Here is a 22,069-nt window from a genome sequence, read left to right on the forward strand (position 1 = left end):
CTTTTTACACAGATCGCAGAAACGTAAACTCGGTATCGTCATAGGCGCGGCGCTCGAGTTCTTCGAACCCTTCCGGCACCGCAAAGCCAGCATCCTTCGCCTCTTCCACCACCAGCAAAGCGCCCGGCGTCAGCCAGCCACCATCGCGCAGCGAGGCCAGCGCCTTTTCGGCAAGCTTCATGCGATAGGGCGGATCGAGGAACACCAGCGAGAACGGTTCGACCGGATGGGCGGGGCCGAGATCGGCGGCGTCGCGGCGATACACTTTGGTGACGCCGCCGAGACCGAGCGCCTCGACATTGTTGCGGAGCAGTGCGCGCGCCTCGGACCCGTTATCGACGAACAGCGTGAATTTGGCGCCGCGCGACACCGCCTCGATGCCAAGCGCACCAGTGCCGGCAAACAGATCGAGCACGCGCGCGTCCGCGATCGGACTCTCGTAAGCGTGGATCAGGATGTTGAACAGTGCCTCACGCAGTCGATCCGCCGTGGGACGGATCGCCTGCGTCGTGGGCGACGCGATGTTGCGGCCCTTCAGCCGGCCACCGACGACACGCATCAGATGCCTCGTTTGAAAAGTGGCAAAGCCACCGCAGGTGTAGCGTGGTCCCCTCCCCCCTTGCGGGGGGGGGTGGCGCGAAGCGCCGGGAGGGGGGTGAGCCACAAACGCCGGAGCTCCGGGTTACCCCCCTCCCCGACCCTCCCCCGCAAGGGGGGAGGGAGCACAACTGCCGTCGCGATGTACATCGTATTTCTCTTTGACTTCTCTTACGCGTCCCGCGGCTTCAGATCGCGCTTGCCGTGATAGCCGCGCTTCGGCTTCTTCGGGGGACCGCCGAAGGTGGCTGCGTCCTCGTTGCGGGCACGCGACTCTTCCGAGCCGGCGCGCTGCACCAGAATGCGACGGCCCTTGCGGTCTTCCACCGTGGAACGCTTCAGAACCGGCTTCTTGACGATCACCGGGTCGAGCGACACATCGCCCTTGCTCGGCATTTGCCGGCCGAAATCGGCGCCCGAGGCATCCGCTATCTTCTCGCCTAGCTGCTCGCGCAGCACGCGGGTCTTCACCTCGTCGACCTGGCCTTCCTCGATTTCGCCGAGCTGGAACGGACCGTAGGAGATGCGGATCAGCCGGTTCACCTCGAGGCCGAGATGCGCCAGCACGTTACGCACTTCGCGGTTCTTGCCTTCGCGGATCGCGAACACGATCCAGACATTGGCGCTCTTGTCGCGCTCCAGTGTCGCATCGATCGAGCCATATTTGACGCCGTCGACCTCGACGCCGTTCTTGAGCTCGTTGAGCTGCGCCTGCGTGACTTCGCCATGGGCACGCACGCGATAGCGGCGCAGCCAGCCGGTCTCCGGCAGTTCCAGCGTGCGCGCAAGGCCGCCGTCATTGGTCAGCAGGAGCAGGCCTTCGGTGTTGAAATCGAGCCGGCCGATCGAAATCAGACGCGGCAGGCCTTCGGGCAGATGATCGAACACCGTCGGCCGTCCCTCGGGATCGGCATGGGTCGTCATCAGGCCGCGCGGCTTGTGATACAGGAACAAGCGCGTGCGCTCCGGCGCCGGCAACGGCTTGCCGTCGACGGTGATCACATCGTTGGTGCTGACGTCCAGCGCCGGCGAATTGATCACGCGGCCATTGACGGCAACACGGCCCTGCGTGACCCATTCCTCGGCATCGCGGCGCGAGCACAGGCCCGCGCGCGACACGACCTTGGCGATACGCTCGCCGGCCTTCTTCGCCGCGGGAACGCGCGCCGGGCGGCGCGCTTCCGGATCGCGTTCGCGATATTCACCGCGACCACCGAAGGCGGGACGCTTGGCGAAAATCCTGCTGTCGTCCTCGTTCTCACGACGCGGACGCTCGTCGCCGTCGCGAGCCTCGCTGCGACCATGCTCCTGCCAGTCGGTGCGGCCACGCGGCTCGCGCGAACGATCGAAGCTCGGACGGTCCTCACGCGGACGCGAGAAACGCGGACGTTCGCTGTCGCCGCGCTCCGGACGATCTTCACGCGGGCGTTCGAATTTCGGCCTGTCGAATTTCGGACGATCGAAATTGCGCGCGCCATCGCGCGGCGGACGCGCACTGCGGCTGCCGCGATCATCCGCCCCGCCTTCACGCTTCTGCCAAGGCTTTTGCTCGCTGCGATCAGGGCCGCGCTCGAAATCACGCCCACCGCGATCATTGCGATCGGGACGATCGTTGCGATCGTTGCGATCGCCAAAGCTCTTGCGCGGGCCGCCGCGATCCGGCGCACCACGGGAGAATTTCTTGTCGCCGCCAAACTTCTTCTCGGCGCTGAAGGGCCGGTCGCCGCGCGGACGATCGCCGTCGCGTGAGGGGCGCGGACTGAACGGTCGATCGCCATCACGCGACGGGCGCGGGCTGTAGGGGCGGTCGCCCTGCGGGCGCTCGTTGCGATCACGCTGTGGCCGATCGTTGCGATCGCCTTGCGGCCGATCGAAGCGCGGACGCGGACGGTCACCATCGCCACCGCGGAAACCTTCGCCACGCGGCGTATAGGGGCGCTTCTCGCCACCACCATCACGCGATGCATATGGCTTCTTGTCACCGAACTTCTTGTCGGAGAAACGTCCGGCCGGACGCGCATCGCCGCGGTCGCCACGCGGGGCGCGGTCATCCCTGTTGAAATTCGGACGGTCGCCGCGCGGTGCCTCGCCGCGCGGGCTATAGGGACGTTTGTCGCCGCCACCGGCGCGCGGCGCATACGGGCGCTTCTCGCGGTCGCCGAAATCCTTGCGCGGACCGCGGTCCGGACGATCGCCTCCGCCGCTACGCGCAGGACGGTCGTCGCGGTTGAAGCGGGCCGGACGCGCATCGTCACGATCGCGTCGCGGCGCATCGCCGTAGTCACGGCGCGGCGCGCGGTCGTCATCGCGCTTGCCGGCGTAAGGCTTCGATCCAAAAGACTTGGCGCCAAAAGATTTGCCGCCAGACGGCTTGCCACCGAAAGATCGCTTCTCGCCGCCGCCAGCACCGGGCGGCTTCGGGGTGTATGTGCCGTCGCGCTTGGCGAATTTCTTGTCGGGTCCACGTGCGGCGCCGGAGCGGCCCTTGCCGGCTCCGCCTTTGCCACCGGGTGGCCGGCCGCGCGAGGGGCCGTTGTTTTTGTCGTTGTCGCGGGGCATGAAGGGTCTCACTGCAGCGGAAGCTGAATTGGGTTGAGCGGTGCGGACAGGGTTCGCGGGCCGAAAATGCGCGCTCATTGGGGCGCATTCTCACGCAAAACCAGTATCCACTTTTGCTGAATGCAACTCCGTAGCAGAGTTTTGCGCAGGAAACGAGCCGTTGACCGCACCTTCTTTCATGGATCTGGCGCTGAAAGCGGCCGAAAGCGCCGGAAATGCCGGTGAAGTCCCCATCGGCTGCGTCATCGTCGGGAATAACGAGGTGATCGCCACGGCCGGCAACCGCACGGTCCGCGACCGCGACCCGACCGCCCATGCCGAAGTCCTGGCGATCCGGGAGGCCGCTGCCAGGCTCGGCAGCGAGCGGCTGGTCGACTGCGACCTGTATGTGACCCTGGAGCCCTGCACCATGTGCGCGGGCGCAATCTCCTTCGCCCGGATCCGGCGGCTGTATTACGGCGCAGCTGATCCCAAGGGCGGCGGGGTCGATTCCGGCGTGCGCTTCTTCGCTTCGCCGACCTGCCACCACGCGCCGGAAGTCTATCCGTCCGTGGGCGAAACCCAGTCCGCCACGCTGTTACGAGAGTTTTTTAGAGCGCGGCGCTGAGGCTTTGCTGACAGCCAAGTCAACGGGAACGCGGGTCACTTCGTGCCCGTCTTCGTGAATGACGCATACATGGCGCTCATGGTCCTGATGCGTCACCGGCCGGGCGCTGACTTCGTCGGCGATCACATAAGCCTGTGCAATCGCTTCGGCGTCACTGCGCAGTTCCCGACCAGCGTGATCGCGCTGCGTTGTGCCGTTCTTGAGGTCGAAATAATAGTGCGTCATGGGTACCTCACAGCCCCATCAACGCGCCATACAACCTTCGGTTCCCCAAACGGAACCTCTGAATACCTTTATTTGCCCTTGCGTTCCCGCGCCACTGCCTGCCAGCCGATATCGCGGCGGCAGAAACCTTCGGGCCAGTTGATCAGGCCGATGGCTTCATAGGCACGGCGCTGGGCCTCAGCGACGGTCTTGGCGGAGGCCGTCACGTTGAGGACGCGGCCGCCATTGGCGAGAATCCAGTCGCCGGATGCCTTGGTCCCGGCATGGAAAATCTCGACACCCTCGATCTTCTCGGCCCGGTCCAAGCCGGCGATGCGCGTGCCCTTGTCGTAGTCGCCGGGATAGCCCTTCGTGGCCATCACCACCGTCAGCGCCGGATCCGGGAACCAGCGCAGATCGAAATTCTTGAGCTGCCCGTCACAGCAGGCAATCAGCGCCGGCAGCAGATCCGACATCATACGGACCATCAGCACCTGACACTCCGGATCGCCGAACCGGGCATTGTATTCGACGAGTTTCGGCCCCTGCTCGGTCACCATGACGCCGGCATAGATCACGCCCTTATAGGGCGTCCCCATGGCGCTGAGCGCGCGCAGGGTCGGCATGATCATCTCGTTCATCACCTGCGCGCAGAGCGCCTCGGTCATAACAGGCGCCGGCGAATAGGCGCCCATGCCGCCTGTGTTCGGGCCCTTGTCGCCGTCGAAGGCGCGCTTGTGGTCCTGCGCAGTTGCCAGCGCCAACGCGTGCTCGCCATCGCACAGCGCGAAGAACGAGGCTTCCTCGCCCTGCATGAACTCCTCGATCACGACTTCCGCACCGGCCTCGCCGAAGCCGCCATCGAACATCATGTCGACCGCGTCCAGCGCCTCGGCTTCAGACATCGCCACCACAACGCCCTTGCCAGCGGCGAGGCCATCGGCCTTGACCACGATCGGTGCGCCCTGGGTCCGGATATAGGCCTTGGCAGACTCTGCATCATGGAAATGGCCGTAGGCCGCAGTCGGGATGTTGTTGGCCCGGCACAGTTCCTTGGTGAAGCTCTTCGAGCTTTCCAGTTGGCCGGCGGCTTTACTGGGTCCGAATGCCTTGATGCCGACGGCAGCAAGATCGTCGACGATGCCCGCCGCTATCGGGGCATCCGGGCCGACCACGACGAAATCGACCTTGCTCACCTTGCAGAAATCAATCACGGCCGCATGGTCGGTGATATCCACCGCCACGCATTCGGCCTCCCGGGCGATGCCGGCATTACCTGGCGCGCACCAGAGTTTGGTCAGCAGCGGAGACGCGGCGAGTTTCCACGCCAGCGCGTGTTCGCGACCACCGGAACCGATGAGGAGAATGTTCATAACCAGCCAGACCAATTGCAATCAAACACGCCCATCGTTTAGCACGGCGCGTCGGGACAGCAATCAGTGGTCTGAGTAATCAACTGGCCAGGCGGCCAACCCGTCAAGCGACGGCGACACTTGTTTCCGCGCGATAACGGCGGATCAAACCCACCGTCCAGCCAAGGAAATAGCCAGCGCACGCCCCCGACACCAATTGGCCGATCAGCGGAGCGGCAGCACCCGAACCCAGCTTCATCGCGGTTGCGACCGCCACGGCATATTGCAGGAGGAAGACCGACAGGTTGCGGATCAGGGGCAGCCAGCTCCCGGGGCGCAGAATGGTGCCGTCCTGCCGATCAACCGTCATCTCGCCGGGACCGACCCACAGAGCGACGGCCGCCATCACGATGGCCGCTGCCAGCCATACCCCGATCAGATGCATTTGGCCGCCGGCAAAGATCAGCCGCGACAGCCCCATCAGAAGAAACACCATCGGAACGATCAGCAAGCGGCGCAGCTCTGTCTTTCGCGGCCGGAGCGACAGGCTTCCGAGCCAGATCAGCAATGCGAGCAACGCGAACACCCAGATCGGCGTGTTGGTCAGAATGCGCCACGCGATGTCCATGACAATCTCCAGAGCTTTACGTTACTTGCTTTGCTCTACTTGCCTTCCGCAGTTGCGATGATCTCACGCAAGGTCGCGACGTGCCGCGCGAAGGCGCCACGCCCGGTCGCGGTGGCCGTCACCGTTGTCTGCGGCTTCTTGCCGACAAAGGCCTTTTCGACACTGACATAACCGGCTTTCGCTAGTGTCTCGATATGCGCGCCGAGATTGCCATCGGTGGCGCCGGTCAGTTTCTTCAATCGCGGGAAATCCAGCCCCTGTGCCGGATGCAGTGCGTTCAGCGCTGCCATGATCTTGAGCCGCAGAGGCTGATGGATGATGTCGTCGAGTTCGGCCATGTCAGCTGCGCCGCATCCAGAGGCCGCCGAGCAACAGGCCGCCGCCATTGACGACAGCCATCCAGAGCGTGAACCACGGTCCGGCCAGGAAGTAACCGAGCAGCGTCAGCGCGATCACGCTCATGCCGATCACGACAAAGACGCGGCCGAACCAGAACCCTGTCATCACGTAAGGCAACATGAAGTAAGTCGTCCAGAACGCGCCGATCTGCCGCGGCGCCATGTTCCCGAAAACGATGCTCCACAGACAGCCAAAAGCCACGAACGCGATAAACGCTGCCGTTGCGCGGGCATCGAAGGTGCTGACGCCTTCGCGCTTCTTGTTGAGTGCCCCGACGATGATCGCGCAGATAACACCCGCGACAATGACGACCGCCCAGATGACGGGAGCCGCAGCAGGCGCGAAGAACGAGAGCAGATAACCGATAAAAGTCGCAACGCCCCATAGAATGAGCATCGTGCTGGCATGCCGATAGAACACCGACTGCCGGACCAGCCGACTGAGGCTTTCGATCTCCATCAACGCAGCACTGGCTTCCTGGCTGTTGATCACGGTGTCACCTCGTTGCGAGATCGTCGGCAACGACGGCGACGAAGCTTGCCGTGCTGACGACGTCCATATGATTTGCGTCGTCGAGGACGCGCACGTCGATATTGGCTTTCGACTGCATCGCCTCGCGATATTTGTCGGCGAACATCAGCTCGTCATTGCGCCCGGCGATGACCGATATGGGCCCATTCGCCGGATCGAGATCCAGGCGATAGTCGCGATGCGTGCCGAAATTCTGCAGCAGCCGAAATGAATATTCGGACGTCAGAATGCGTGTCGAACCCGGCTGCACGGCAAAGGCAACCACCGGGAGCTGCGCACAGCATGTCACCCCGAACGACTGCAGCACACTGAGCGCGATGATGCGCGGCACATTCGGACTGGCCCATCCACCTGCGTTCTCGCGTGTCGATGGCGACTTCAGGCCGAGATAGGGTGACAGCAGAACGGTGCGTGCGAACAGTCCCTGATTGACGGATCCTGCGACGCGCAGCGCAAACCCGCCGCCTGACGAATGCCCGGCGAGCGTCAGTGGCGACGCCAGCCCCTGCCCGCGCAAATGGCCGACGAGATCTGCGAGATCATCGTCGAGCTGCCCGAGATAGGCGATATCGCCGCGGGTCCCCGACGCGCCATGGCCGCGCATGTCGGGAGCGATGCTTTCGACGCCCCGCGCGGCAAGCGCTTTCGCGAGAGCGTGCACCGCTATGCTCGATCCCGACGAACCATGAATGAGCAGTGCGGCACGGTTCACGGACGGTCCGGATGGCGTGTAGCGCCGGTAGGCCAGATTCGAGCCGTCTCTCGCCTGGAAATACTGCAGTGGCGGCACGTCGCCGCGATATGCACTGCGCGCCGTGTCCGCAATGGAGGCCAGTGCCTTGGGCCTGGAGACCGGCACCGCAATCATGCCGGCCAGCACCAGGGCCGCCAGACCCACCGCAGCAAGGAGCCAAACGATGCCACGGATCGCGAAGGTCAATATCCACACCATAATACCCGCAATTCCTTTAATACAGATAACTCTGTACAACAGAGTTATCTGTAAATCAATATCTGATTGGCGTTTTGCGACCGACATCCCTACTTTGCGACGATCCTGAAAGCCGAGATTCGATGCCCAAAGCCGCCGCCCCCCTTACCAATTCCCCCGAATTCACCGTCTCCGAGCTGTCCTCAGCCCTGAAACGGACGGTGGAAGACACTTATGGGAACGTGCGGGTGCGCGGCGAAATCTCGGGTTTTCGTGGGCCGCATTCCTCCGGCCACTGCTATTTCTCGCTCAAGGACGAGAGCGCCAAGATCGAGGCGGTGATCTGGAAGGGCGTCCATGGCCGGATGCGGTTCAAGCCGCAGGAAGGCCTCGAAGTCATCGCCACCGGCAAGCTGACCACCTATCCCGGCTCGTCGAAATACCAGATCGTCATCGAGGCCATCGAACCCGCGGGCGTCGGCGCGCTGATGGCGCTGATGGAAGAGCGCAAGCGCAAGCTTGGCGCCGAAGGCCTGTTCGACGAAGCGCGCAAGCAGCTGCTGCCATGGCTGCCGGAGGTGATCGGCGTGGTGACATCGCCCACCGGCGCTGTCATCCGCGACATCCTGCATCGGCTGGAAGACCGCTTCCCGCGCCGCGTACTGGTCTGGCCCGTCAAGGTCCAGGGCGAAGGCTCGGCCGAACAGGTCGCCGCCGCGATCCATGGCTTCAATGCGCTGCCGGTGGGCGGCGCCATTCCGCGGCCGGATCTGCTGATTGTCGCGCGCGGCGGCGGCTCGCTGGAAGACCTGTGGTCGTTCAACGAAGAAATCGTGGTGCGCGCTGCGGCCGAGAGCATGATCCCGCTGATCTCGGCCGTGGGCCACGAGACCGACATCACGCTGATCGATTTCGCCGCCGACAAGCGCGCGCCGACGCCGACGGCGGCCGCCGAAATGGCGGTGCCCGTGCGCGCCGAACTGATGGTGGAGATATCCGGCTTCGAGCGCCGCATGATGCTGTGCTGGCAGCGTGGGCAGGAATCCCGCCGCAACGAACTACGCGCCGCAGCGCGTGCCTTGCCGGATCTCAGCGAATTGCTCGCCATTCCGCGCCAGCGTCTCGATGGCGCAACCGCATCGCTGCCGCGTGCGTTGAAAGCTAACACGCACGCGCATCATCGCCGCTTCGCGCAGGCCAGCGCCGGGCTGACGCTGCGCGTCCTGCGCGCACAGATCGCCCACGCCACGCAGCGGCTGACGGTATCGGGCGAACGCTTGAGCCTCTCCGCGCGCGCCCTGCTTCGGCAGCGCCGCGATCGCTTCACTGGCCTTGAAGCACGATTGAAGGCTTCCAAGCTCGCCAATGCGCAGGCGCAGCGCAATGCCATCACGCGCGATCGGGAGCGCGCTCTGCGCCTCACTGAGCGCGCGCGCCGTGCATTGACGACACTGGTGCAGCGCCAGCAGGCGCGCGTACAGGCATCGAGCCAGCTGCTGTCAGCCCTCTCCTATCGCAGCGTGCTGGCCCGCGGCTTTGCGCTGGTGCGCGACGAGCAGGGCGCAGCGCTGCATGCCGCCGCTGCTGTCGGAGCGGGCGCGCGCCTGAGCATCGAATTCGCCGATGGCCGCGTCGGCGTGACCGCCGATGGCGACCGCCCGGCCGCTGTGCGTGAAGCAAAGCCTGCGGCACCGGCCGCGCCGAAAAAGGCGACGAAAATCGATCAGGGCAGCCTGTTCTAGAGGCCGCGCGGACAGCCTTTATTGGGCGACGCCGCGGCCCTATTTATGCTACGAGATGACGACATTCAGGGCCGGTGAGCGATCCGGCAAGACGACTTAGTGACGATCCAGGAGACAAGCCGTGCTGAACAAATTTGGCCCCTCGGGCCACGGCGAAGCCCAGTTGCAATATCTCGACGGCGATTTCCGCGTGGTGTCGCCCGGCACCTATGTGACTTGCGCCATCACAGGCGAGCGCATTCCGCTGGACGAGTTGAAATACTGGAGCGTCGATCGTCAGGAAGCCTATGCGGTACCGAATGCCGTGCTGGCGCGGCATTATCCGGACGCGGTGAAGGGTCAGAAGTAAAGCTCGTATCGGTCATCCGTAGGGTGAGTACGCTTCGCTTTGCCCACCTTACGTTCTGAGCGTCTTCACTCTTGCCTGATTGAGCCGTTCGATCACGAAAGCCTGCAACGCCGCCATGTCTTCGAAGGCCAGCGTGACGGCGAATGGTACGATCTCCGTCGCGGCCGGCATGCTGCTGAGCTTGACGATGTCCTTCTCTGTCGTCACCAGCACTAGCCCATCACGCTTCGCTTGCAGGGCCAGCGCGTCGATCTCAGCGGGCGCATACGGGTGGTGATCGGCGAAGGCTTTCTCCACAGCCACGTCCACACCTGCATGACGCAACGTGCGGAAGAAGCGTTGGGGATCGCCGATTCCCGCAAAGGCCAGCACGCGCTTGCTGCGCAAGGCTGCCACTGACGTCTCGTCCGGCACGAGGCGCGCCGTCAACACCGGACCGCCCCGGCCCGCGACCAGCGCCGCCACGCCCGTCGCCGCAACACCATCGCCAATCACGACGAGCGCATCGGTGCGTGCGATCTGCAGATCGAGCGGCGCGCGCAAAGGTCCCGCGGGCAGCACGCGGCCGTTGCCGAGACCGCGATTGCTGTCGATCACAATGAACGACGCGTCCTTGGCGATGGCCGGATTCTGGAAGCCGTCATCCATCACGATCACGCTCGCGCCGGTCGAGCGCGCCAGTGCGGCGCCCGCGACGCGATCCCCGGAGATCACCACCGGCACCTGCCGTGCCATCATCAGCGGTTCGTCGCCAACATCTGCCGCCTGATGCCGCGACGGATCGACTTTCACCGGGCCGCGCAACTTGCCGCCATAGCCGCGGCTGAGCACCACCGGCGTCTCGCCGAGATCGCGCAGCACTTGCAACAGCGCTAACGTGGTCGGTGTCTTGCCGGCACCGCCGACGTGATAATTGCCGACGCAAAGAACGGGAATGCCGACATCGACGCCCTTGCGCGCCATGCGGCTGCCTGCGATCTCGCCATAGATAGCGCCAAGTGGCATCAGCAGACGCGACAGCCATGTCGATGGCGGCCGCCAGAACCCGGGCTCACGCATCCTGCGCTCCCGCTTCGAGCCGGAGCTGCATCAAATAGGGCTCCAGCGCATGCAGCGTACGGTCGAGTGCACCGCCAAGCCGTTCAACCACGCGATGCCCGGCCTCGATCGCGGCCTCGCGTGCCGCCTCGTTGCCGAGCATCAGGCCGAGCTGTTTCACCAATTGCTCCGAGGAGTCGGCGAGCTTCGCGCCGCCGGCGCCATCCAGCGCCTCATAGACGTCGGTGAAATTGAAGACATGCGGACCATGCACCACGGACGCACCGAGCTTCACGGCTTCAATCGGATTCTGCCCACCATGCGGCACCAGCGAGCCGCCGATGAACACCACCGGTGACAGACGATAGAACAGGCCGAGCTCGCCCATGGTGTCGGCGACATAGATATCAGTGCCTGCATGCGGCAATTCCTCGCGCGAGCGCAAGGCAACCTGCGCACCTGCCACCGTGATCATCTGCGCGATATCCGCCCCGCGATGGGCGTGGCGCGGCACGATGACCGTCAGCAATTTCGGGAAGAAGCTGGTCAGCGTCTTGTGAGTCTCGAGGATAATTTCTTCTTCGCCGGGATGCGTCGACGATGCGACGATGATGGGGCGACCGCGCGTCACCGCCATGAGCTTGTCCAGCTTCACGGCGTCGCCCGGCGGCGCCTGCACGTCGAGCTTCAGATTGCCTGTCACGACGACGCTGCGCGACCCCAGTGCGCTGAAGCGCTCGGCGTCAGTTTCGGACTGCGCCAGGCAAATCTCGAAACGGCCGAGCAAGGCGCCGATGGTCGCCGAGAATTTCTGCCAGCGTGGAAACGAGCGCTGCGACATGCGCGCATTGATCAGCACCATCGGCAGACGGCGTTTGGCGGCGGAAATGATCAGGTTCGGCCAGAGATCACTCTCGATGAACAGCGCCAGGCTCGGCTTCCAGTGATCGAGGAAGCGCGCCACGAAGCGCGGTGAATCATAGGGTATGTATTGATGGATGATATCGGTCGGGAATCGCTTGGCGATGATCTCGGCCGAGGTCACCGTGCCGGAGGTCAAGAGGATGCGCATGCCCAGCGCGCGCAGCCGCTCGATCAGCGCTGCCGCCGCCAGCACTTCGCCGACGCTGGCGCCGTGAATCCAGACCAGCGGCCCGGCGGGGCGCTCGATCTGCGAGATGCCGCGACGCTCGTCTAGGCGCGCAGGATCTTCCTTATTCTTCTTCAACCGTTGCCTGATCAGGACGGGCGCAAGCGGCGTCAGCGCCGCCGACAATCTGCGATAGGCGCGCAGCGTGATCGGCAGCGCGTTAGGCACGACGCGCACCTTCCGGCCGACCTACCGCGTCATAGGCACGCTGCGTCGCCTCGTTCAGCGTGGCTTCGAGCTGCAGGCGCAGCGCCTCCATCGTGGCAGCGTCGGCATCGGCAGGAACGCTCAGCGGTTCACCGCCGACCAGCACGCCGCGACCGAAAGGCAGATTGATCGTGGTACGGTCCCAGTTGTTGAGCTGGACGTAGCGGCTGGTGGCCATGGCAAACGGCATGATCGGCCGGCCGCTTTCACGCGCCAGCATGATGATGCCCATGCCGGCGACACGCGAACGCTTCGGCACGTCGGCGGTCAGCGCCATATTGATACCGCGCTCCAGCACCCGCACCATTTCCTTGAACGCACCGACGCCGCCCTTGCGGTGAAACGCGCCGCCATGATCGCCGGAGCCGCGAACGGTGGCGATCCCAAGGCGCTCGGCAGCCAGCGCATTGAACTCACCATCGCGATGCTTCGAGATCAGCACCGCGCCGCGATAGTCCTTCTGCCGGATGAATGGCGTCATGAAATGCTGGCCATGCCAGAACGCCAGGATGACCGGCATCTGCGGCTCGACGATGTCATAGACATCGACGGGATCGAAGGTGAAGGTGTTGGTCTTCCAGACCAGACGCAAAAATTCGGCCGCGAGAAACCCCGCGGCGCGCTGAACCCAGCTGCTGCGCAGCGTGTTTCGGAGCAGTCGTTTCAAGCGGTCGGCTTCGCGTCTTGACCCGGATCGAGCAGCCGATGGAGATGGACGATGAAGTAGCGCATGTGGGCGTTGTCGACGGTCTGCTGCGCCTTGGCCTTCCAGGCGACAAATGCCGTCGCGTAATTCGGATAGACGCCGACGACTTCAACCTGGCTGAGATCCTTGAACGTCGTCTCTTTCAGGTTGGTCAGCTCGCCCCCGATGACCAGATGAAGCAGTTGCTGTGGTGTGTCCGACATGAATCCTGTTCCTGCAGCGACCGGCTGCGATCCGATAAGTCAAAGATAGTGGTGCGGCCGGTTAAACCCGGCGGTTCTGGAATTGCTCGACGATGTAAGCATGGCGATCGGCCCCCGCTGCCACCAGCAACCCGTGCGTGACTTCCCGGCGATTATAGAGGATGGGATCGCCCGAAAGCTCGGTCATCCTACCATTCGCTTCGTGCACGATCAAATCTGCGGCGGCCAGATCCCAGTCCCGGCTCTGCCCCCCGGCAAAGGCCGCATCCAGCCGGCCATTGGCGATCCAGCACAATCGCAGCGCCAGCGAGCCGATCCGCGGATAAAGCGTGATATCCTGCCGGGGATGGACCATCCGCTCGACCAGAGGTTTCGGGCCCGCCACGCGTGAAAAGTCCATTGCGGAACCGGTCGTGGCCCGAACCGGAACGCCGTTGCAGGTGGTGCCCTGCCCGCGGATCGCCAGAAAAAATTCATCTGTGGATGGCGCAAATACCGCGGCCATGACAGGCCGGGCGTCCTCGACCAGCGCGACACAGACACACCAATCCTCGCGACCGGCGAGGTAGCTGCGGGTGCCGTCGATCGGATCGATGATCCAGGTCAGGCGCTTGTCGAGACGGGATTCGTCATCGGCGCTCTCCTCGGACAGCCAGCCGTAATCGGGCGTCGCGGCGCGAAGCCGCTTCTCGATCAGATCGTTGACGGCGATATCCGCTTCGGAAACGGGAGAGGATTCACCCTTGGTCCATTTCCTGAGTTCTGTACCGAACATTGCGAGGCCGAGCTCGCCGGCCGCCCGCACTGTGTCTGCCATCAGGGCAACATCGTGCGCGAGCCGTTTGTCGGTATCGAGATCAGCGTCCGGCAATCGTCAGCCCCTCGACGCGCACGGTCGGCGCGTTGACGCCGTATTTGAAAGTGAGATCGTTCGCAGGCGTCATCGACTTGAAGATCTCGAACAGATGACCGGCGATGGTGATCTCGCTGACGGCGTAAGTGAGCTTGCCGTTCTCGATCCAGAATCCGCCGGCGCCGCGGCTGTAGTCGCCGGTCACGCCATTGACGCCCGAACCGATCAGATCGGTGACGTAAAAGCCTTCCTTGATATCGGCGATCAGGTCTTCCGGGCTCACGTCGCCCGCTTCCATATGCAGATTGTAGGCGCCGGGCGATGGTGACGACGACACGCCGCGATGTGCATGGCCTGTGGTCGTCATGCCGAGTTCGCGCGCGGTCGCGCAATCCAGCAGCCAGGTCGTGAGCACACCGCCATCAATGATGGCCTGCTGCTTCGTCGCAACGCCTTCGGCATCGAAGGACTGCGAGCGCAGGCCGCGCACGCGCAGGGGATCATCGATGATGCGGATATTGCTGCTGAACAGCTGCTTGCCGAGACTGTCCTTGAGGAACGTGGTCTTGCGCGCGACGGACGCGCCATTGGCGGCACCGATGACGTGACCGACCAGCGAGTTCGAGACGCGCGGATCGTACACCACCGGCACCTTGCAGGTCGGCACCTTGCGCGGATTGGCGCGCGCCACCGTGCGCTCGCCCGCGAGCTTGCCGACGCTCGATGGAGAGTCGAGATCGGACGCATGCAGTGCCGAGGTGAAGGCGTAGTCGCGCTCCATCTTGGTGCCGTCGCCGACGATCGCCGTCATCGAGACGCCCTGGCTGGACCGCAGATAGGAGCCATGGAAACCGGTAGAGGTCACCAGCACCATGCCGCCGATGCCGGTCGAGGCGGATGCACCGCCCGACTTGGTCACGCCCTTCACCGCGAGTGCGGCCTCTTCAGCTTCGACAGCGCGTCGTTCAAGTTCCCTCACCGACGGCACGACGGGATCGAGCAGATCGAGCTTCGGAAAGTCGCGCGCAAGCAGCGCGGGATCGGCAAGGCCGACATATTGATCATCGGGTGCGACGCGCGCCATCGCGACAGCACGCTCGGCCAGTTGCGCGACATTGTCGCCGGACATGTCGTTGGTGGAGATCACCGCCTGACGGCGACCGACGAACACGCGCAACCCCATGTCGTCGCCTTCGGAACGCTCGGAAGCTTCGACCTTGCCGTCACGCACCTCGACGCCATGCGACACCCCGCGCACCGCGACCGCATCCGCGGCATCCGCACCCGCCTTCCTGGCAGCCTCGACAAGACGCTGCGCCAGCGTGGAGAGTACGGACTGATCGAGCAGATCGGAATTGTCGGATTTCGTGGAGACAGACGACGATGCGTTTGGTGAAGAGTTCACGAACAAAATCCCAACATTGAGAGACGATTTCAACAGGTCCGAAGCGGCGATGGCCGCTGTTAGAGATGTGCTTATTTCGCAGGGACTTCAAGCATTTGCCGCACCGAAAAGGAAAGAATTTCAGGGCTCTCGCAACGGTTCGTCAATCATGCCTGCCAAGCTTCTGTCAATCATGAAGGGCAGTCGGATTCGATTAACCAGCCTTTTTAAGCCGATTCCGAACCGGCTCTGGCAAGGTCTCCCCATCGACCGGGAACATAATTCCGGCGGGGAGATAAAAAGCCGTGAGGCATCAAACAGCGACAGGTGGGGCCCATGCCCCGGGATCGAGCAGCGCATTGCGGCTCGATCCCCATTCACTTCCGGTTCGTTTCGAGGCGCATGATACCCGCGCCGACGGAGCGATCCGCCATATCGAACTGCATCGTACCCGCGTCGTCCTGCATCGTGCCGTCGGCGGCATGCGCATGGCGATCAATGTGCGCGTCAGCGATTTTCTCGGCGTCACCTTGCGCGGTCTCGACGACGGCAAGATGCTGATGCTCGCGCATCGCGACCCCTCATTGTCGATTCCATTGCTGGTCAGTTCCGATCGCGAAGAAATCGACATGGCCTGGCAGATGTGGAGCGAGATCTTCGCGCTTCCGCAATTGCCGGAAGAGAAGACATACGAGCCATCGCAGCGCCGCCGTCGCCGCAATGCGATTCGCGAGCGCCGCCCGAAATTCCTGGTGCGTCGTCGTCCGGGCGCGTTGCTCGGCGAAGCCGGCATGTACAAGGGCGAGCGCGAGATCATCGCGCGACACTAAGAAGACAGGCAGGAGCCTCCTGCCGTCTTACTCTCCCGGCAGTCGCAACACCTTGACCGGATTCATCATCCGGTCCGGATCGAGTGCGAGTTTCACGCGCCGCATCAGATCGAGCTCGACTTCCGACGTGTAGAGCGGAAGCCGATCGATATGCATGCGGCCGATGCCGTGCTCGGCGCTGATACTGCCGCCACAGGCGACGCTTTCCTGATGCACAATGGTGTTGGCCTCGTGCGCCGCAGCCTCGCGCACCTGCGCATCGCCGATGTCGTAGGGAAACACGACGATCACATGCACATTGCCATCGCCGACATGCCCGCAATGCGCGACCTGTGCATTCGGCAGCTCGCGCAGCAGCCGACGCGTGACGCGATCGATAAATTCCGGCAGCGCCGAGATCGGCACCGACGTATCGTTCGACACCGTAAAACCCTCGCGCTTGTTGGATTCTGAAATCGTGTGGCGCAGGTTCCAGATCCGATCGGCCTTGGCCTGATCGGTTGCGATCACCGCATCGCCGATGAGCCCGTCCTCCATCGCCGCTGCCAGCGCCGTCTCCAGGCTTTCCACCGCGTTCCAGTCCGCTGCGCTGTCGGCCAGTTCGAGCAGCACATACCACGGCGCTTCGCCCGCCATCGGACTGCCGCTCGCGGAACCATGACGCAGCACGATCTGTAACTGGCTCTGCGACATCAGTTCAAAGGCCTCGACACGACCGCCCGTCGTGCGCTGCAGATACTGCAAGAGCGCAATCGCCTGGCCGACCTCGTCCATCGACACCATTGCCGTCGCCGAAACGGCGAGCTTCGGATACAGTTTCAGCACAGCGGCGGTGACGATGCCGAGCGTCCCCTCCGCGCCGACGAACAGCTGTTTCAGGTCGTAGCCGGTATTGTCCTTACGCAGCGCCTTGAGGCCATTCCAGATGCGACCGTCTGCCAGCACCACTTCCAGCCCGAGCACCTGCTCGCGCATATTGCCGTAACGCAGCACACCGGTGCCGCCGGCATTAGTAGATATCAGCCCGCCGACCTCGCAACTGCCGACGCTGCCGAGCAGCACGGGAAACTGCCGGTCATGCTGGTCAGCCAGTGCACGCACATCCGCCAGAATGCAGCCGGCTTCCAGCGTCACCGCATTGTTGAGCGGATCGATATTACGCACGCGGTTGAGCCGCGAGACATTGACGATCAGGCAGTCCAATTCATCCGGTGCGATCGCTCCGCCGGTGAGCCCGGTATTGCCGGCTTGCGGCACGACCGCCACACCGAAGCTGCGGCAGACGCCCATCAGCGCCGCAACTTCCTCCGTATTTCCCGGCAGGGCTACAGCGACAGCCGCCCCGCGATAACGGGCGCGCCAGTCTTGCTGATAGGAATCGGCATCCGCACCAGTGCGCACATATTTGCCGCCAATAACTGCGGCCACGGCAGCAAGAAATGCAGCAGGATCAGCTTTCAGAGACGTCAAAACGCTATCCTTCCGCAGAGCTACTCAGCCTTCAGACCGGCGGCCTGGATGATCGGGCCCCACTTCACGCCCTCGGCCTTGACCTGTGCTTCGAGCTCGGCGCCGGTCGAGCCCACCGGATCGCCGCTCAGCTCACGCAACTGCTTCGCCACGTCCGGATCGGCGACGGCCTTGCGGAACTCCGAACTCAACCGCTCTGCCAGCGCAGGTGCCATACCGGGCGGGCCGAACACCGCGTTCCAGGTGTAGGTCTCGTAATCAGGCAGGCCGGACTCTGCAACGGTCGGAATGTCCGGGAATGATGGCGACCGCTTCTTGGTGGTGACGGCGAGCGTGCGGATTGAGCCCGCCTTGATGAACGGTGCCGCACCACTCAGCACGTCGAACAGTACCGGGATCTGTCCGCCCATCAGGTCGTTCATGGCCGGCGCGCCGCCGCGATAGGGCACGTGCTCCATCTTCACGCCCGCCTGCACCTTGAACAGTTCTCCCGACAGATTGGGCGGCGTTCCCACGCCCGACGACCCGTAACTATATTTGGTCGGATCGGCCTTGAGCAGCGCGATGAGTTCGCCGACGGTGGTCGCCTTCACCTGCTTGGACACCATCAGCACATTGGGCACCGTCACCAGCATCGAGATCGCCGTGAAATCCTTGACCGGATCATAAGGCGGCACCTTCGCCATCAACGGATTGATCGTGTGGGTGGAGATCGTGCCCATCAACAATGTCAGCCCATCGGGCTTCGCGCGCGCGACCCGCGTGGCACCAACCACACCGCCTGCGCCGCCGACATTTTCGATGAGGATCGTTTGCCCGATCTGATCGGAGACCTTCTTGGCCACATGCCGGCTGACGATGTCGGTGGCCCCACCGGCTGCGAAAGGCACGACCAGCGTGATCGGGCTTTTCGGCAGGTCTGCCTGCGCCCAGACACTGGTACCTGGAATCATCATGCTGGACGCCGCAACGGCTGCCGAGCGGCAGAACGTGCGGCGTGTGATCTTGCTCGCCATTGTTTCCCTACCCTTGATGATTTTTGTTTCCCACACTGGTTTTCCAGCATTGGGTCTTCCAGCGATCGTCAGAAGGGCGCCGCATCCACATGGATGAGCGCCCCTTCCGTTGGTTCAGAGCGGCGCGTGTCCCAGCGCTGCACGGAATCGGTTCTTCACATAGACACCATCACGCGGCGGCAGCACGCGCGGCGGGTTTTCCGCTTTCACTTTGATGGTCGCTAGCTTGACGCCATCGCGCGACGACAGGCGAGTGCGCAGATCCTCCACGCCGGCCATATCGCGGATCTCGCGCGTCCAGCCGAAGCCGCAGGCCTGCGCCACGCGATCGAGATTGACGCCGAGCCCGGCGTGGCTGACCTGCATGCCGGTCTCGCCGAAATGTCCATTGTCGAGGATGGCGATGGTGAGATTGGCAGGTTTGCGGGTAGCGATGGTCGCGAGTCCACCCATACCCATCAGCATCTCGCCATCGCCCGTGATGACCAGCACCGAATGATCGGGCTTCGCCGTCGCCAGTCCAAGCCCGACCATGGCGGCGCTGCCCATCGCCGCCCAGAGATAGTAGTTGTTGTCGTGGTCGCCGGCAGCCATCACGTCATAGGACGGTGAGCCGAGGCCGGTGACCACGAGCAGATCCTTGCGGCCGGCCAGCAGCTTCTGCACGACCTCGCGGCGATCGAGCGCGCCGGTTGCGTTTACTTGACCCACTGCTTCTCTCCGATCAAACGCTGCCCCAGGAGCAATGCGCAGGCTGCATCGCCATTGAATGCCATCGATGCGGCACCATGCAACAGCGGCGCAACATCCTGCGGCTCATCGGCGCGCCAGGTCAGCACGCCCATCAGGTTGAGCGCCTTCTCCGTCGCCTGCCCCATCGGATTCTGCCACGCATTGAACTCGGCCCAGTCGCCGCGCATGGTCACGACCATCAGAAGCGGGAAGCGCGTGCAGGCCTGCAGCGCCAGCGTGTTGATACAATTTCCGACACCGCTGGACTGCATCAGCAGCGCGCCGCGCTCGCCACCGAGCCAGGCACCCGCGAGATAGCCGATGCCTTCTTCCTCGGTCGTCAGCACCACGGAGTTGATCGCATTATCCTCGTCGGCGAGACGGATCGCCGTGGAATGGCCGGCATCGGGCACATAGACGATGTGCTTGACGTCGGCCTCCTTCAGGATGCGGAACACATCGTGCCGCCAATCCACCTGTGAACCGGGCGTGGGCCCTGCATCTGACATTCCAGTCTCCGTTGCTTGCAGCATAGCGCTGACTCACGCTTAGCCCAAAGCAGACAGCCCGACGCATACCGATTTGCTCGAAGAGATATGCCGAGATTTGATCTCTGGCGTTGCAACACTCGACAGCGCGCGAATGGTGCGACGCAGCTACGTTTTCCTGGGATCGATCATGTGTCCAACCCAGATATTCCGGGCGACGAGATCGGCGGCGATCTCCGTGAATGTATCGCCGACGAAGCGCGCCGCCGCGCTGACCGAACGGTCTGCCGGATAGGCCAGCACCAGCTTGCGCGCCGGTGTGGGATCGATTAGCGGCGCCGCACAGAGCACGCCGCTCTCGACCAGCACGTGGATCGGCGCGAGCGGCAAAGCAGTGGAGCCAACACCGTTGCGCACCAGATCAATCATCGCGCCGAAGGAGTCTGCTTCGACACTGCCACGCAACTGAATGCCAGCCTGCCGCGCGCACTCTTCCATGATTCCGCGCAGGCCATGGCGCAGGCTGGGGAGAACCAGCTCTTCGTGGGCCAGCGCCGCGAACGGAACGGGCCGATCCATGCGCAATCCCTTGCTGCCGGCGCTGACGAATAACAGGTTCTCCATCATCACCGGCACGATGCGCAGTGAACGCAGCGGCTGCGGATCGTAGGACACGGCGAGCTCCAGTTCGCCGCGTTGCAGCCAGTCGAGCAGATGGCCCGTGAAAGCCGATGACAGCCGGATCGAGAGCTGCGGATGCACTTCCTTGATCTTCTTCACCAGGGGAACGGTGACGATCTCGGCCACGGTCGGCGTCGTGCCGATGGAGACAAGCCCCTTGAACGACGCGCTCTCCTCGGAGGTGACATTGCGAATGGCATCGAGCTCGGTCATCACGCGGGTCGCATGGTTGAGAACGTCGCGGCCGATCTCCGTGATGACCATGCCGCGCCCATGCCGTTCGAACAGCACCGCGCCGAGTTCCTTTTCAAGCAATCTGATCTGCCGGCTCAAGGCCGGCTGCGCGATGCGCAGGCGATCGGCGGCCTTGCTCAGGCTTCCCAGTTCGGCCACATGGATGAGTGTCTTGAGCTGCGCGACGTCCATCTCTGCGGTCCACCAATGCCTGGGAAGGCGCGATTACGCCGCCCGCATGATGGCATCCACCAGCAATCCTGCAAACAGCAGCAGCCCCGCGTCGCGGTTTGACTTGAACAGCCGCAGGCATAGCGCGGAGTCGCTGATATCGGTGCGGGTGATCTGCCAAGCCAAGTGCGCCGCGAACGCCGCGAGGCCGAGCCATGCCGGCCAGTGCGCGCCAGCCAGTGCTAGCGCCGCGCCGATCAGCACCACGGCAAGCCCGTAGAACAGCGTCAGCGCGGCCTGCGTGCGTTCCCCAAACAGCAGCGCGGTGGACTTCACGCCGATCAGCGCGTCGTCCTCGGTGTCCTGATGAGCGTAGAGCGTGTCATAGGCGATCACCCAGCAGATCGAACCCGCGTACAAAGCCAGCGCTGTCGCATCGATGCGGCCGAACACCACGGCAAAGCCCATCAGCGCACCCCACGAGAAGGCGAGGCCCAGCACGCTCTGCGGCCAATAGGTGATGCGCTTCATGAAGGGATAGGCGGCAACGATGCCAAGCGAGGCGATGCCGGTGGCAATGGCGAAACTGTTGAACTGCAGCAGCACCACGAGACCGATCAGCGCCTGCAGCACCAGAAATGCAAAAGCCTGTTTCGCCGTAACCTGCCCGGCCGGAATCGGCCGCGAGCGCGTGCGCTCCACCTTGGCGTCGAGGTCGCGATCGGTGATGTCGTTCCAGGTGCAGCCGGCACCGCGCATCACGAAGGCGCCGATGAAGAACAGCGCGATCATCTTGGGCAATTGATGGATATCATGCGCCATGCCGGAGGCGAGCGCCGCCGACCACCAGCACGGCATCAGCAATAGCCATGAGCCGATCGGACGGTCGAAGCGCGATAGCCGCAGATAGGGCCGCGACCACAATGGCGCCGAGCGATCGACCCAGTTGCCGGTCGCATCCGCAACGCGGGCGGCCGCGTCGCTCATTGGAACAGAATGATCTGCCA

24 protein-coding genes are annotated in these 22,069 nt (G+C 63.8%); 4 read left to right on the plus strand and 20 right to left on the minus strand.

Features of this window, described 5'->3' with window-relative positions:
* Positions 1–4 precede the first annotated feature (4 nt).
* Both rsmD and AB7951_RS22255 read right to left on the minus strand, forming a co-directional pair.
* Complete coding sequence (gene rsmD / locus AB7951_RS22250) at positions 5–559, minus strand: 16S rRNA (guanine(966)-N(2))-methyltransferase RsmD (protein ID WP_439062318.1); 555 nt, start codon at positions 557–559, stop codon at positions 5–7.
* A gap of 209 nt (positions 560–768) precedes the next feature.
* Positions 769–3,156 carry a pseudouridine synthase gene (locus AB7951_RS22255; RefSeq protein ID WP_439062317.1) on the minus strand — a complete coding sequence of 796 codons (2,388 nt, stop codon included), beginning with the start codon at positions 3,154–3,156 and terminating at the stop codon, positions 769–771.
* Between the two features lie 160 nt (positions 3,157–3,316).
* Here AB7951_RS22255 and AB7951_RS22260 point away from each other — a divergent pair, with 160 nt between their 5' ends.
* A complete protein-coding gene (locus AB7951_RS22260; RefSeq protein ID WP_439062316.1) occupies positions 3,317–3,763 on the plus strand; it encodes a nucleoside deaminase in 447 nt (148 codons plus the stop codon).
* On the opposite strand, the gene AB7951_RS22265 is transcribed toward AB7951_RS22260, so the two are convergent.
* The 6 genes from AB7951_RS22265 to AB7951_RS22290 all read right to left on the minus strand — a co-directional run bounded on the left by AB7951_RS22265 (position 3,734) and on the right by AB7951_RS22290 (position 7,829).
* Entirely contained in the window at positions 3,734–3,988 is a 255-nt protein-coding gene (locus AB7951_RS22265) for a DUF6894 family protein (protein ID WP_439062315.1), read from the minus strand. The genes AB7951_RS22260 and AB7951_RS22265 overlap by 30 nt on opposite strands.
* A 68-nt stretch (positions 3,989–4,056) precedes the next feature.
* Positions 4,057–5,340 (minus strand): phosphoribosylamine--glycine ligase, encoded by a 1,284-nt coding sequence (gene purD / locus AB7951_RS22270; RefSeq protein WP_439062314.1) that lies wholly within the window; start codon positions 5,338–5,340, stop codon positions 4,057–4,059.
* A gap of 103 nt (positions 5,341–5,443) precedes the next feature.
* On the minus strand, positions 5,444–5,947 hold the full coding sequence (locus AB7951_RS22275) for a DUF6622 family protein (protein ID WP_439062313.1): 504 nt from the start codon (positions 5,945–5,947) through the stop codon (positions 5,444–5,446).
* A 35-nt stretch (positions 5,948–5,982) separates the two neighbouring features.
* Positions 5,983–6,285 (minus strand): winged helix-turn-helix domain-containing protein, encoded by a 303-nt coding sequence (locus tag AB7951_RS22280; protein WP_089261883.1) that lies wholly within the window; start codon positions 6,283–6,285, stop codon positions 5,983–5,985.
* Position 6,286: 1 nt separating this feature from the next.
* Positions 6,287–6,838, minus strand: a complete 552-nt coding sequence (locus AB7951_RS22285) for a hypothetical protein (protein WP_439062312.1) — start codon at positions 6,836–6,838, stop codon at positions 6,287–6,289.
* A 4-nt stretch (positions 6,839–6,842) separates the two neighbouring features.
* A complete protein-coding gene (locus AB7951_RS22290) occupies positions 6,843–7,829 on the minus strand; it encodes an alpha/beta hydrolase (RefSeq protein ID WP_439062311.1) in 987 nt (328 codons plus the stop codon).
* 122 nt (positions 7,830–7,951) lie between these two features.
* Here AB7951_RS22290 and xseA point away from each other — a divergent pair, with 122 nt between their 5' ends.
* Positions 7,952–9,550, plus strand: coding sequence for an exodeoxyribonuclease VII large subunit (xseA, locus tag AB7951_RS22295; RefSeq protein WP_439062310.1), 1,599 nt, complete (start codon positions 7,952–7,954; stop codon positions 9,548–9,550).
* Positions 9,551–9,671: 121 nt separating this feature from the next.
* Positions 9,672–9,899, plus strand: a complete 228-nt coding sequence (locus tag AB7951_RS22300; RefSeq protein WP_089261889.1) for a DUF2093 domain-containing protein — start codon at positions 9,672–9,674, stop codon at positions 9,897–9,899.
* Positions 9,900–9,947: 48 nt separating this feature from the next.
* Here the strand turns inward: AB7951_RS22300 and lpxK are convergent, their stop codons facing one another.
* From lpxK to AB7951_RS22330, 6 genes are all read right to left on the minus strand, one after another.
* Positions 9,948–10,958: a tetraacyldisaccharide 4'-kinase gene (lpxK, locus tag AB7951_RS22305; protein ID WP_439062309.1), complete on the minus strand. Its 1,011-nt coding sequence runs from the start codon at positions 10,956–10,958 to the stop codon at positions 9,948–9,950.
* On the minus strand, positions 10,951–12,255 hold the full coding sequence (locus AB7951_RS22310) for a 3-deoxy-D-manno-octulosonic acid transferase (protein ID WP_439062308.1): 1,305 nt from the start codon (positions 12,253–12,255) through the stop codon (positions 10,951–10,953). The genes lpxK and AB7951_RS22310 overlap by 8 nt, the downstream gene beginning before the upstream one ends.
* Positions 12,248–12,961 (minus strand): lysophospholipid acyltransferase family protein, encoded by a 714-nt coding sequence (locus AB7951_RS22315; protein WP_089261893.1) that lies wholly within the window; start codon positions 12,959–12,961, stop codon positions 12,248–12,250. The genes AB7951_RS22310 and AB7951_RS22315 overlap by 8 nt, the downstream gene beginning before the upstream one ends.
* A complete protein-coding gene (locus AB7951_RS22320) occupies positions 12,958–13,203 on the minus strand; it encodes a DUF4170 domain-containing protein (RefSeq protein ID WP_068733639.1) in 246 nt (81 codons plus the stop codon). The genes AB7951_RS22315 and AB7951_RS22320 overlap by 4 nt, the downstream gene beginning before the upstream one ends.
* 61 nt (positions 13,204–13,264) lie before the next feature.
* Positions 13,265–14,074 carry a 3'(2'),5'-bisphosphate nucleotidase CysQ gene (locus AB7951_RS22325; protein ID WP_439062307.1) on the minus strand — a complete coding sequence of 270 codons (810 nt, stop codon included), beginning with the start codon at positions 14,072–14,074 and terminating at the stop codon, positions 13,265–13,267.
* Positions 14,061–15,461 (minus strand): TldD/PmbA family protein, encoded by a 1,401-nt coding sequence (locus AB7951_RS22330; protein WP_439062306.1) that lies wholly within the window; start codon positions 15,459–15,461, stop codon positions 14,061–14,063. Before AB7951_RS22330 ends, AB7951_RS22325 begins: the two co-directional genes overlap by 14 nt.
* 284 nt (positions 15,462–15,745) lie before the next feature.
* Here AB7951_RS22330 and AB7951_RS22335 point away from each other — a divergent pair, with 284 nt between their 5' ends.
* Positions 15,746–16,270 (plus strand): DUF6101 family protein, encoded by a 525-nt coding sequence (locus AB7951_RS22335; RefSeq protein WP_439062305.1) that lies wholly within the window; start codon positions 15,746–15,748, stop codon positions 16,268–16,270.
* Between the two features lie 27 nt (positions 16,271–16,297).
* Here the strand turns inward: AB7951_RS22335 and AB7951_RS22340 are convergent, their stop codons facing one another.
* The 6 genes from AB7951_RS22340 to ubiA form a co-directional block, all read right to left on the minus strand.
* A complete protein-coding gene (locus tag AB7951_RS22340) occupies positions 16,298–17,740 on the minus strand; it encodes an FAD-binding oxidoreductase (protein WP_439062304.1) in 1,443 nt (480 codons plus the stop codon).
* Positions 17,741–17,760: 20 nt separating this feature from the next.
* Complete coding sequence (locus AB7951_RS22345) at positions 17,761–18,756, minus strand: Bug family tripartite tricarboxylate transporter substrate binding protein (protein WP_439062303.1); 996 nt, start codon at positions 18,754–18,756, stop codon at positions 17,761–17,763.
* Between the two features lie 114 nt (positions 18,757–18,870).
* Positions 18,871–19,467: a thiamine pyrophosphate-dependent enzyme gene (locus AB7951_RS22350; RefSeq protein WP_093759374.1), complete on the minus strand. Its 597-nt coding sequence runs from the start codon at positions 19,465–19,467 to the stop codon at positions 18,871–18,873.
* Positions 19,455–19,997, minus strand: coding sequence for a thiamine pyrophosphate-binding protein (locus tag AB7951_RS22355; RefSeq protein WP_089261903.1), 543 nt, complete (start codon positions 19,995–19,997; stop codon positions 19,455–19,457). The genes AB7951_RS22350 and AB7951_RS22355 overlap by 13 nt, the downstream gene beginning before the upstream one ends.
* A 147-nt stretch (positions 19,998–20,144) precedes the next feature.
* Entirely contained in the window at positions 20,145–21,083 is a 939-nt protein-coding gene (locus AB7951_RS22360; RefSeq protein ID WP_231077961.1) for a LysR substrate-binding domain-containing protein, read from the minus strand.
* A 33-nt stretch (positions 21,084–21,116) separates the two neighbouring features.
* Complete coding sequence (ubiA, locus tag AB7951_RS22365; RefSeq protein WP_439062302.1) at positions 21,117–22,049, minus strand: 4-hydroxybenzoate octaprenyltransferase; 933 nt, start codon at positions 22,047–22,049, stop codon at positions 21,117–21,119.
* Positions 22,050–22,069: the final 20 nt, after the last annotated feature.

This window comes from Tardiphaga sp. 285_C5_N1_2 (assembly GCF_052076065.1).
Taxonomy (GTDB): Bacteria; Pseudomonadota; Alphaproteobacteria; order Rhizobiales; family Xanthobacteraceae; genus Tardiphaga; species Tardiphaga robiniae.

What these genes read in the sequence shown, in the direction of transcription:
- rsmD (WP_439062318.1), bottom strand. Translation starts at nt 559, where the DNA reads ATGCGTGTCGTCGGTGGCCGGCTGAAGGGCCGCAACATCGCGTCGCCC.
- AB7951_RS22255 (WP_439062317.1), bottom strand. Translation starts at nt 3,156, where the DNA reads ATGCCCCGCGACAACGACAAAAACAACGGCCCCTCGCGCGGCCGGCCA.
- AB7951_RS22265 (WP_439062315.1), bottom strand. Translation starts at nt 3,988, where the DNA reads ATGACGCACTATTATTTCGACCTCAAGAACGGCACAACGCAGCGCGAT.
- purD (WP_439062314.1), bottom strand. Translation starts at nt 5,340, where the DNA reads ATGAACATTCTCCTCATCGGTTCCGGTGGTCGCGAACACGCGCTGGCG.
- AB7951_RS22275 (WP_439062313.1), bottom strand. Translation starts at nt 5,947, where the DNA reads ATGGACATCGCGTGGCGCATTCTGACCAACACGCCGATCTGGGTGTTC.
- AB7951_RS22280 (WP_089261883.1), bottom strand. Translation starts at nt 6,285, where the DNA reads ATGGCCGAACTCGACGACATCATCCATCAGCCTCTGCGGCTCAAGATC.
- AB7951_RS22290 (WP_439062311.1), bottom strand. Translation starts at nt 7,829, where the DNA reads ATGGTGTGGATATTGACCTTCGCGATCCGTGGCATCGTTTGGCTCCTT.
- xseA (WP_439062310.1), top strand. Translation starts at nt 7,952, where the DNA reads ATGCCCAAAGCCGCCGCCCCCCTTACCAATTCCCCCGAATTCACCGTC.
- lpxK (WP_439062309.1), bottom strand. Translation starts at nt 10,958, where the DNA reads ATGCGTGAGCCCGGGTTCTGGCGGCCGCCATCGACATGGCTGTCGCGT.
- AB7951_RS22320 (WP_068733639.1), bottom strand. Translation starts at nt 13,203, where the DNA reads ATGTCGGACACACCACAGCAACTGCTTCATCTGGTCATCGGGGGCGAG.
- AB7951_RS22345 (WP_439062303.1), bottom strand. Translation starts at nt 18,756, where the DNA reads ATGGCGAGCAAGATCACACGCCGCACGTTCTGCCGCTCGGCAGCCGTT.
- AB7951_RS22355 (WP_089261903.1), bottom strand. Translation starts at nt 19,997, where the DNA reads ATGTCAGATGCAGGGCCCACGCCCGGTTCACAGGTGGATTGGCGGCAC.
- AB7951_RS22360 (WP_231077961.1), bottom strand. Translation starts at nt 21,083, where the DNA reads ATGGACGTCGCGCAGCTCAAGACACTCATCCATGTGGCCGAACTGGGA.
- ubiA (WP_439062302.1), bottom strand. Translation starts at nt 22,049, where the DNA reads ATGAGCGACGCGGCCGCCCGCGTTGCGGATGCGACCGGCAACTGGGTC.